The following is an 8,319-nucleotide window of genomic DNA, read 5'->3' as shown; positions in this document are numbered from 1 at the left end:
GGGGTGGGGTGGCGGGGGAGGTCGCAGACGACGGTGCAGCCGGAGCGGCGGGCGGCGTCGAGGACCGCGGCGACGGCCTGGGGTTCCGGGGGTTCCGCCGTGCGGTCGCAGGACAGGACGCTGAGGGTGCCGGTGGCCGGGAGGGCCGCGCGCAGGGAGGACATGGGGACGCGGCCGCCGGAGCAGTGGACGGCGGGCCAGCGGGCGCCGGCCGCCGACTCGGCGCCGAGGACCAGGTCGAGGCCGCCGCCCAAGGGGTCGCAGTCGACGAGCAGGGTCTCGGTGCCGGCCGAGGCGGACTCGCGGGCGCAGGCGGTGGCGAGGACGGAGGCGCCTGCGCCACCGCGGCCGCCGATGAACGAGACGACGCGGCCAAGGTCGGAGGGTGGGCCGTCGCGGACGTCGGTGAGCGTGGTGACCAGGGTCTGGGCCTCGGCCGGGAGCTCGACCAGGGCGGTGGCGCCGACCGCGACGACCAGCGGCCACGGCGGGTCGCCGCCGTGCACGACCACGACGCCGGGGCGGCGCGGGAGGTCGGCGGCCACGCAGGCGGGCAGCGCGGCGGCGTCGAGGACGACCAGGGGTGCCGAGTGCCAGGCCAGGCGCAGGGCGGGCACGTCGGGGGCGCGGGACAGCGGGCAGTCGGCGGCCGCCGCGAGGCGGAGGACCTCGTCGAGCAGGTGCGGGTCCGTCAGCAGGGCGAGGGGGTGGGTCATGGGATGAACGGTCGTCGGTCGTGATGAACGACACAACGGACGAAGATCAACTTGTGGACGAATCGCGGGATGTGGACAAGTCGCGATCTTGAGGCGCCTGGAGGCCCGGAAGTGTCAGGGCTGTGTGCGACGCTGGAGAGTTGCGGCCCGAACGACCGCAGAGGTCCAGTCGCGGTGACGCGGAAACGTGCCCGAGATATGGGACGACCCCCGCCAGGGGGGAGGGACGGGGGTCGTCAATGGTTCAGTCCCGGGGGGTCGGACTGAACCCGTCCGTCGAACCGGACTCTCCTACTGTATCCCCATGCGCCAGTGCCGTGCGCAACTTCCGCAACAGCCGTGTGGCAAGTTTCGGTAACCGTGTCTCACAACGGTTTCGTCCATCAACGAAATGCCGACCGAACGGCCTACCGGTGAGTACACCTAAGCTGACCACATGAGTAGGACCGCCGCCTTCTTCGACCTCGACAAGACCGTGATCGCGAAGTCGAGCACCCTGGCGTTCAGCCGTCCCTTCTTCCAGGAGGGCCTGATCAACCGCCGCGCGGTGCTGAAGAGCGCTTATGCCCAGTTCGTGTTCATGCTGGCCGGAGCGGACGCGGACCAGATGGACCGGATGCGGGCACACATCACGGCGCTGGCGGCGGGCTGGGACGTCGAACAGATCCGCAGCATCGTCAGCGAGACGCTGCACGACATCGTCGACCCGTTGGTCTACAAAGAGGCGACACAGCTCATCGCGGACCACAAAGCCGAGGGCCACGACGTCGTCATCGTCAGCGCATCGGGTGAAGAACTGGTCGCCCCCATCGCGCAGTTGATCGGTGCCGACCACAGCGTCGGCACCAGGATGGTCGTCAACGAGGGCCGCTACACCGGCGACGTCGCCTTCTACTGCGCCGCGGAGAACAAGGCCGTGGCGATCAAGCAGCTCGCCGACGAGCGCGGCTACGACCTGGCCACGTGCTACGCCTACTCCGACTCGGTCAGCGACCTGCCGATGCTGGAGGTCGTCGGTCACCCGAACGCGGTGAACCCCGACCGCGGCCTGCGCCGGGTCGCCGTCCAGAAGGGCTGGCCGGTGCAGCAGTTCTCCGACCCGGTGAGCCTGCGCTCGCGCATCCCCACCCCGTCGGGCAAGACGGTCGCCGTCACGGCCATCAGCCTCGGTGCCGTCGCGGCCGCCGGCGCCGCCTGGTACGGGCTGCGGCGCAAGCGCGGCCGCGACGCGTGAGTCAAGCCCCGCGAGGCGGGTCGAAGCCTTCGGGACCACGTACCGGGCGGTAGCGGCAACGGCCCGCGCACGTGGTGCCCGAGTGAGTGCACGACGCCGCCCCGTCAGCGGTACCGGAAGGCGGATGAAATGCCACAAACGCTGAAACGCCAGTGCTTTCGCTACTGAACGTGGCTTGACCGGTGCACCCTTCCGAGCCCTTGCTGTGACCCGTCCCACGCACTTAAATGGGTGGTGCGGACCTCGGGTCGGCCAGGGACCTGGCGAAGAGAAGCCAGCCTCCACCCCGGCAGGGCTCCGTGCGCGGACTTCGAGTACCCACGCGCAGCACGCCGCGGGAGGCTTGTCGTCTAGGGCCTGCGTACCGGGACGCCGGACGCCGAGGCCAGGGTTGTACGACACGAGTTGCACGCTTGGTAACTCGCAAGCCCGCGCTGAAGACGGGGCACCCATTCGTGGGTGCCCCGTCTGCTTTTGTGTGAAGGGTCCGCTCTGACCCTGTGAAGAACTCGCACCGACGGCAAAATGCCTTCCCGTTGACCCATGGCCTTCGTGTCACTAACTTGCATAACAGGCCTGTTATCTTGTGGGAAGATCACCGGGAGGCACTGCACCGTGCGGAAAATCGCCGCGCTCACCATGGTCACCGCGTTGCTCACGCTCCTGCCGGTACCGCGGGCGGACGCTTCCGTGATCACGCTGGGCGGGATGTCGCTGGAGGAGAAGGTCGGCCAGCTCTTCGTCACCTTCGTCAACGGCCAGGCCGCCGACGTCGCTCACCCCAAGAACCGCGCCGACTTCGGCGTCGACACGCCCGCCGAGGTCGTGCGCAAGTACCACCCCGGCGGCGTCATCTACTTCAACAACTCGACGCGCGACAACATCGACACGCCCAAGCAGATCGCGCAGCTCTCCAACGGCCTGCAGAAGGCGAGCCGCGTCCCGTTGCTCATCTCCACCGACCAGGAGATGGGTCTCGTCACCCGCATCGGCCCGCCGTTCACGCAGCTGCCGGGCAACATGGCGCTGGGCGCCGGCCGGTCGACCGGGGACGCGCGGGAGGCCGCCCGCATCACCGCCACCGAGCTGCGGGCGATGGGCATCAACCAGGACTTCGCGCCGGACGCCGACGTCAACTCCAACCCGGCGAACCCGATCATCGGCGTGCGCAGCTTCTCCAGTGACCCCAAGCTCGCGGCGGACCTGACGAAGGCGCAGGTCGAGGGCTACGAGCAGCGCTGGCTCAGCACCGGCTCGGTCACCGCGACCGCCAAGCACTTCCCCGGCCACGGCGACACCTCCGAGGACAGCCACACCAGCCTGCCGGTCTCGAACCGCACGCTCGACCAGTGGCGGGAGATCGACGCGCCACCGTTCAAGGCCGCCATCGCCGCCAAGGTCGACTCGATCATGACCGCGCACATCCAGGTGCCGCAGATCGACCCGTCGGGCGACCCGGCCACGCTCTCCCCGCGGATCATCACCGGCCTGCTCAGGCAGGAGCTCGGCTACGACGGCGTGATCGTCACCGACGCGCTGGAGATGGCGGGCGTCCGCAAGCTGCACTCCGACGCCGAGGTCCCCGTGCTCGCCCTCAAGGCGGGCGTCGACCAGCTGCTGATGCCGCCGAACCTCGGCCTGGCCGTCAACAGCGTCATCGCCGCCGTGCGCAGCGGTGAGCTCTCCGAGAAGCGGATCAACGAGAGCGTGCTGCGCATCCTCAAGATGAAGCTGCTGCGCGGCGTCATGCTCAACGCCCAGGTCGACGAGAACAAGGTCGACCAGGTCGTCGGTTCCCACACCACGCAGGCCCAGCTCATCGCCGACCGCACGATCACGGCCGTGCGCAACGACGGCCAGGCGTTGCCGCTCAACGCCACCGCTCCCCTGGTCGTCGGCACCGGCGACGCACCGACGACGGCCCTCGCGACCAGGCTCAAGGCCGCCAAGGTCGTCACCGCCACGAGCCCCACCCCCGCGCAGACCCAGCAGGCGCTGACGGCGGCGGCGAGCGCCGACAAGATCGTCGTGCTGACCAACAACCTGAGCACCCGCCCCGCCCAGCTCGACCTGCTGGCCAAGCTCGTCGCGACCGGCAAACCGGTCGTCGCGGTCGCCACCGGCAACCCGTACGACGTCGCGTACAGCGACGCCAAGACGTGGCTGGCCACCTACTCGATCACGACGGTGTCGATGGAGTCGCTGGCCAAGGTCCTGCTCGGTGAGACGAAGCCGCAGGGCAAGCTGCCGGTCGCGGTGCCGGGCCCGACCCCCTACCCGTTCGGGCACGGGGTGACCTGGTGAGAAGGCGGCACTTCCTCGCAGCCAGCGCGGCACTGTCCGTCCCGATCGCCACCGCCGGAACCGCCCGCGCCGAACGCCGCCTCACGACCGGAGCGCAGCAGCTCGCCGACGACGGCTGGCGCAAGCTCAAGGGCCGCAAGGTCGGCGTGCTCACCAACCCGACGGGCGTGCTCACGGACCAGACGCACATCGTCGACTCGATGGTCGCGCACGACGCCAAGCCCACCGCGGTGTTCGGGCCGGAGCACGGTTTCCGCGGCACGGCCCAGGCCGGCGGTTCCGAGGGCAGCTACCAGGACCCGCGCACCGGCATCCCGGTCTACGACGCCTACGGCGCCAGCGCCACCAAGCTCCAGGCGATGTTCGCCAAGGCCGGCATCGACACGGTCGTGTTCGACATCGCGGACGTCGGCGCGCGCTTCTACACCTACATCTGGTCGCTGTACACGGCGATGCAGGCCGCGCCGGACCTGGACTTCCTCGTCCTGGACCGCCCGAACCCGATCGGCGGCAGGGCGAACGGCCCCCAGCTCGACCCCGCCCACGCCACCGGCGTCGGCCTGAAGCCGATCGTCCAGCAGCACGGCATGACCGTCGGCGAGCTGGCCCGCTTCTACGTGGGCGAGTTCGGCGTGAAGACGCGGCTGGAGGTGGTCAACGTCCGCGGCTGGCGGCGCGACCAGCTCGACACCGGCCTGCCGTGGGTCCCGCCGAGCCCGAACATGCCCACCCCGGACACGGCGCTGGTCTACCCCGGCACCTGCCTGTTCGAGGGCACCGTGCTGTCGGAGGGCCGCGGCACCACGCGCCCGTTCGAGACGATCGGCGCGCCGGGCCTCGACTGGCGGTGGGCGGAGGCGCTGAACGCCATGGGCCTGCGGGGCGTGCGGTTCCGCGAGACCTACTTCTCCCCCACGTTCCACAAGTTCCAGGGCCAGACCTGCGGCGGTGTCACGGTGTCCGTGACCGACCCGCGCGAGTTCGACGCCATCAGGGCGGCCGTCGCCATGATCAGCACGGCGAAGTCGTTGTACCCGGCCGTGTTCGCGTGGCGGCCGGACAACTGGATCGACAAGCTCAGCGGCTCCGACCGCCTCCGCAAGATGATCGACGCCGGTGCCTCCACCGACGACGTGGTCGGCGCCTGGCAAGCAGAACTGCGGCAGTTCCGCCGCACCCGCCTGCCCTACCTGCGCTACCGGTGAGGACGCCATGCTCATCCCTGCCCTGGCCGTCGCACTCGTGACGGTCGCGATCCCCGGCCACTTCGACCAGCCGCAGGACGGTTTCGCGCACGAGCGGACGACGCTGCGCCCGTCCAACCCGTACTGGGCGCACCTCGACCCCGAACCGATCAACACCGCCCTGCGCCAGGTCCGCGACTTCACCAAGCCCCAGGCCAACGGCAAGCCGCTGTTCGCCGGCGCCGTCACGCTGTTCGTGCACGACGGCCAGATCGTCACGCACGACCGCACCGGCTACGCCGTCCTCTACCGCGACCAGCAGACCCAGCTGCCGGAGCAGGACCGCGTCGAGATGCGCAAGGACACGATCTTCGACCTGGCCTCGATCTCCAAGCTCTTCACGTCCGTCGCGGTGATCCAGCAGGTCGAGCGGGGCCGGGTCGACATCGACGAGAAGGTCGCCCGCTACCTGCCCGAGTTCGGTGTGAACGGCAAGGAGAACATCACCGTCAAGCAGCTGCTCACCCACACGAGTGGTCTTGAGCCGTTCATCCCGTTGTGGCAGCGGTACCCGGACATCCCGTCACGCATCAAAGCCGTGATGGACGTGACGCCGAAGTCCACGCCCGGCACCACGTACGTGTACTCGGACCTGAACCTGATCACCCTCGGTGAGCTGGTCCACCGGGTCAGCGGCAAGAAGCTCGACGAAGCAGTGGCAGACGGCATCACCCGCCCGCTCGGCATGACGGACACCGGCTACAACCCCAAGGCCAAGGACCGCACGGCCGCCACGGAGTTCCAGTCCACCCCGCCGCGCGGCATGGTCCGCGGTGAGGTGCACGACGAGAACGCGTGGTCGCTCGGCGGTGTGGCCGGCCACGCGGGCGTGTTCAGCACGGCCAGGGACCTCGCCGTCCTCGGCCAGACAATCCTCAACGGCGGCGCCTACAACGGCCGCCGCATCCTCAGCGAGCACTCCGTCGAGCTGATGCTGACGAACTTCAACCAGCAGTTCCCCGACAACGCCCACGGCCTGGGCTTCGAGCTCGACCAACGCTGGTACATGGGCGCGTTGAGCGGTCCCGGCACGGCGGGTCACACGGGCTACACGGGCACGTCGTTCGTGATCGACAAGGCCTCGCGCAGCATCGCGATCCTGCTGACCAACCGCGTGCACCCGTCCCGCGACTGGGGCAGCGTCAACCCCGCGCGCCGGGCCGTGGCCGACGGGCTGGCGGGCGCGCTGGCCGTGCGGGCGAACGGGAAGCAGTGGCGGGCAACGACCTCCGGCGGCACGCTCACCGCGGACCGCCCGGTCGAGGTGTTCGTCGACGCCGACGAGGGCGACAAGCTGACCGTGCAGCACTGGGACGGCACCGCGTGGCAGGACGTCCGCACGATCACCACCACTGAGCGCCGATGGGTTGCCACGGAACAGAAGAAGACCCGGTTCGTCTACACCAAGGCAGGCCAGTACAACGGCCGTGGCGTCTACGTCCACGCACGCGGCAACGTCACCGCCGAGGGCTGGTCAGCAGCACGCCGCTAGCACCGAGGCGAACGTGTCGAGCGCCCGCGGGAACGCGGGCGCTCCGAAGCTCACGACCACGCCCGTGCGGTCGTCGGTGCTCAGCGGATGCCGGAACCACGAGAGCGGACTGACCTCGACGCCACGTTCGCGTGCCTTCCGCACCACGGCCGTCTCGTGCGGGGTGTCGAGCACCGCGTGCATGCCCGCCGCGATGCCGGAGATCTCCACGTACGGCGAGACGGCCTCCACGAGCCGGTCGCGGCGCCGCTGGTACTTCAACCGCATCCGCCGCACGTGGCTGTCGTACGCCCCGGACTCCAGGAAGTCGGCCAGCGTCAGCTGGTCGAGCATGCTGATGTGCTGCTCGCGACCGGTCTTCAGCGCCAGCACCGGGTCCACGAACCGGTCCGGCAGCACCATCCACGCGATCCGCAACGCCGGTGACAGCGCCTTGCTGGACGTCCCCAGGTAGACGACGTGCTCGGGGTCCAGGCCCTGCACCGCCCCGACCGGCTGCCGGTCGTAGCGGAACTCGCCGTCGTAGTCGTCCTCCAGCACAAGACCGCCCACGCGCCGTGCCCACTCCACCGCCGACGCGCGCCGCCGTGGGTGCAGAGGGCCGCCTAACGGGAACTGGTGCGCCGGAGTCAGAACGCACGCACGGAGGTCGTCGGGCAGCTGCTCGGTGTTCGCACCGTGGTCGTCCACCGCCAACGGCACCGTCGACGTCCACAACGACCGGTGGAACCCCAGCCCGTACTCCTCCACGACCACGGGTGGTGCCAGCAGCCGGTCGAACATCTGCACGCCGCCGCCGAACCCCGAGCACACCACGATCCGCTCGGGATCGGCCCGCACGCCCCGCGCCCGTGCCAGGTACTCCGCCAGCGCCGTGCGCAGCTCGACGCGTCCCTGCGGGTCACCCGGCCCGAACGCGTCCGCCGGTGCCGCCATCAGCGCCCGCCGCGTGGACCTGATCCACTCGGCGCGCGGGAACTCGGTCACGTCGGGCGTGCTGACGGTCAGGTCGAACCGCACGTCGTCGGCGACCGCACGGCGCCGCACCGGCGCGGGTGGCGCGACGCGTTGCGCGACGACGGTTCCCGACCCCTGCCGGGCCGTCAGCCACCCCTCGGCCACGAGCTCGGCGTAGGCCTCGGCGACGGTGTTGCGCGCGATCCCCAGGTCGGCGGCGAGCGACCGCGACGCCGGCAGGCGCGTTCCCGGTGGCAGCCGCGCCGACCGGACCGCCTCTCGCAGCGACGCCGTCAACCGCTGCCGCAGCCCACCCGGACCGGACAGGTCGAGGTGGAAGTCAAGATTGGCCCACGATTCCACGATCGGATT

6 protein-coding genes are annotated in these 8,319 nt (G+C 70.2%); 4 read left to right on the top strand and 2 right to left on the bottom strand.

Annotated elements, in window-relative coordinates:
• On the bottom strand, positions 1 to 716 hold a 716-nt coding region (gene ssd, locus ADL03_RS32655; protein WP_197288842.1), incomplete at its 3' end, for a septum site-determining protein Ssd.
• A gap of 436 nt (positions 717 to 1,152) precedes the next feature.
• Here ssd and ADL03_RS32650 point away from each other — a divergent pair.
• The 4 genes from ADL03_RS32650 (at position 1,153) to ADL03_RS32635 (ending at position 6,990) form a co-directional block, all read left to right on the top strand.
• Positions 1,153 to 1,950 carry an HAD-IB family hydrolase gene (locus tag ADL03_RS32650; RefSeq protein ID WP_053737444.1) on the top strand — a complete coding sequence of 266 codons (798 nt, stop codon included), beginning with the start codon at positions 1,153 to 1,155 and terminating at the stop codon, positions 1,948 to 1,950.
• 615 nt (positions 1,951 to 2,565) lie between these two features.
• Entirely contained in the window at positions 2,566 to 4,254 is a 1,689-nt protein-coding gene (locus ADL03_RS32645; protein ID WP_197288841.1) for a glycoside hydrolase family 3 protein, read from the top strand.
• Entirely contained in the window at positions 4,251 to 5,459 is a 1,209-nt protein-coding gene (locus ADL03_RS32640) for an exo-beta-N-acetylmuramidase NamZ domain-containing protein (protein ID WP_082373660.1), read from the top strand. The genes ADL03_RS32645 and ADL03_RS32640 overlap by 4 nt, the downstream gene beginning before the upstream one ends.
• Positions 5,460 to 5,466: 7 nt before the next feature.
• The gene (locus ADL03_RS32635) at positions 5,467 to 6,990 is read left to right on the top strand and encodes a serine hydrolase (RefSeq protein WP_053737442.1); all 1,524 of its coding nucleotides are present in this window, start codon (positions 5,467 to 5,469) and stop codon (positions 6,988 to 6,990) included.
• On the opposite strand, the gene ADL03_RS32630 is transcribed toward ADL03_RS32635, so the two are convergent.
• Entirely contained in the window at positions 6,973 to 8,310 is a 1,338-nt protein-coding gene (locus ADL03_RS32630; RefSeq protein ID WP_197288840.1) for a PLP-dependent aminotransferase family protein, read from the bottom strand. The two genes, ADL03_RS32635 and ADL03_RS32630, sit on opposite strands and share 18 nt — an antisense overlap.
• Positions 8,311 to 8,319: the final 9 nt, after the last annotated feature.

Origin of the sequence: Nocardia sp. NRRL S-836, assembly GCF_001279525.1 — a bacterium.
Taxonomy (GTDB): domain Bacteria; phylum Actinomycetota; class Actinomycetes; order Mycobacteriales; family Pseudonocardiaceae; genus Lentzea.
The sequence above is the reverse complement of the archived record's forward strand: the minus strand, read 5'-3'. Positions and strand labels throughout refer to the sequence as shown.

What these genes read in the sequence shown, in the direction of transcription:
- ADL03_RS32650 (WP_053737444.1), top strand. Translation starts at nt 1,153, where the DNA reads ATGAGTAGGACCGCCGCCTTCTTCGACCTCGACAAGACCGTGATCGCG.
- ADL03_RS32635 (WP_053737442.1), top strand. Translation starts at nt 5,467, where the DNA reads ATGCTCATCCCTGCCCTGGCCGTCGCACTCGTGACGGTCGCGATCCCC.